This window comes from Acinetobacter harbinensis (assembly GCF_000816495.1).
GTDB classification, from domain to species: domain Bacteria; phylum Pseudomonadota; class Gammaproteobacteria; order Pseudomonadales; family Moraxellaceae; genus Acinetobacter; species Acinetobacter harbinensis.
In genome coordinates, this window is record NZ_JXBK01000003.1 from 9,540 (window position 1) to 11,570 (window position 2,031).

General features: G+C 37.8%; 2 pseudogenes. Both read left to right on the plus strand.

The window, feature by feature from the left end:
- Positions 1–201: 201 nt before the first annotated feature.
- Positions 202–780, plus strand: a pseudogene (locus SE27_RS12985) (IS982 family transposase); the annotation flags it as partial.
- Positions 781–852: 72 nt separating this feature from the next.
- Positions 853–1,927 (plus strand): annotated as a pseudogene (locus tag SE27_RS12995) (IS3 family transposase).
- Positions 1,928–2,031: the final 104 nt, after the last annotated feature.

Here is a 2,031-nt window from a genome sequence, read left to right on the forward strand (position 1 = left end):
ACATTGTCGTTAGAAGCAAAGAACGCATAATTTTTCCTTTAAATATAATAAGAGAACACTACTATTTAGCAGTGTTCTCTTTGTTTACGTGATGGAATTCAGGTTTTTACTACCATAGTTAGGTTTGCGATAGAACTAGAAGCTAGTGCATTAATTAATACTATCCGATCATGGGATACTGAAAGAACAATGGCAGCGTGGACTATTGTCATTTTATTTCATAAATCTGGATTTAGATTTTTCAAATATTTTTATTGCCAAATGCTCGTTCCATTTTGGAAATCAGCTTTTCCCAAGCTTCTTAGCTACAATCGTTTCATTGAAATAATGCCGCGTTGTTTGCAAGCTTTGAGTAGTTTCTTCCATCAAGTTAAAGGAGAAGATACCGGAATTTGTATTATTGATTCGACTAAATTGGTCGTTTGCCATAATCTTAGAATTAAAAGACACCGTGTATTTAAAGGCTTAGCTGGTCGTGGTAAAAGTAGCACAGGTTGGTTTTATGGATTTAAAGTCCATATTGTTATCAACAACTTGGGTGAAATTATTAATCTCAAGATTACATCGGGAAGTGTTCATGATGTTGCTGTACTTGAATCTTTAACCCAAGAGTTAAAAGGTATTTTACTGGGCGATAAAGGCTATCTGAGTAAAGCAAAAACTGAAGCTTTAGCAGCAAGGGGGCTCAGACTATTAACCCCGTCACGCAAGAATATGAAAAATAAACCCATCCAAACTGAAGAAGAAAAACAATTGCTTTGCAGAAGAGGATTGATCGAAAGGTAATGCTCCCCTCAAATAATTGAACTTAAAAGTAGAAAATCGAATACCCTTGATTTAAGGAGATTTTCTATGAAAACATCTAAATATTCAGACAGCTTAATCATGAGTATTTTGAAGCAAGCTGAAGCAGGAACTCCAGTTCCAAATCTATGCCGTGAACATGGAATGAGTTCGGCCACATTTTACAAATGGAAGTCCAAATACGGTGGCATGGATCTCTCCATGATGACTCGATTAAAAGAGCTAGAAGCTGAAAATGCTCGTCTTAAACGTATGTATGCCGATGAGCGACTCAAGTCAGATATCTTACAAGACGCACTGTCAAAAAAGTTTTAAGGCCAATTCAACGTAAATCATTTGCTCAGCACGCTGTTGAGCAATTTGGTATTTCAGTGAGCAAGGCCTGTCTCATCTTTCACGTTAGTCAAACCTGCTATCGTTATATGGCTCAATTAAAAAAGCAGAATATAATCATCGCAGATTGGCTGATAAAGCTCACCAATGAGAATAAAACTTGGGGCTTTAAACTTTGCTTTTTGTACCTGCGCAATGTCAAAGGTAACCCTTGGAACCACAAACGTGTCTATCGAATTTATAAGGAGCTTGAACTTAACCTTCGCATTAAACCGAACAAACGTATTAAGCGAGAACAACCTGAAGCGCTTACTGTGCCGTCAGCTCAAAATGAATCATGGTCAATGGACTTTATGCATGACCAATTGAGTGATGGACGAAGCTATCGTGTTCACAACGTGATTGATGACTATAACCGTGAGTCACTAGACATACTGACTTCTCATTGCCTGCTCAGCGTGTGCTCAGGGGGCTGGATCAGTTAATCGAATGGCGAGGTAAACCCAAGCGGATTCGTAGCGACAAGGGACCAGAATACATCAGTGATTTAATGAAAGTATGGTGTGAGCAGAACAAGATTGAACATGTATTTACTCAGCCAGGCAATCCACAGCAAAATGCTTATGTTGAACGATTTAATCGTACAGTTCGATATGAGTGCTTAAATCAGTATTTATTTCGAGAGCTGAGTGAAGTTCAGGACTATACAACGACATGGCAACACTTTTATAATCATGAACGACCTCATATGGCAGTTAATGGTTGGCCACCTCATTTTAAACAACAATAAGGACTTTGGTTTTTCTACTCATTAACTCAATTAAAAATGGGGGTATTACCGAAACAGTGAATGATCAGTTAAAAAACTTACATCAAATTGACCATTCACGTCAT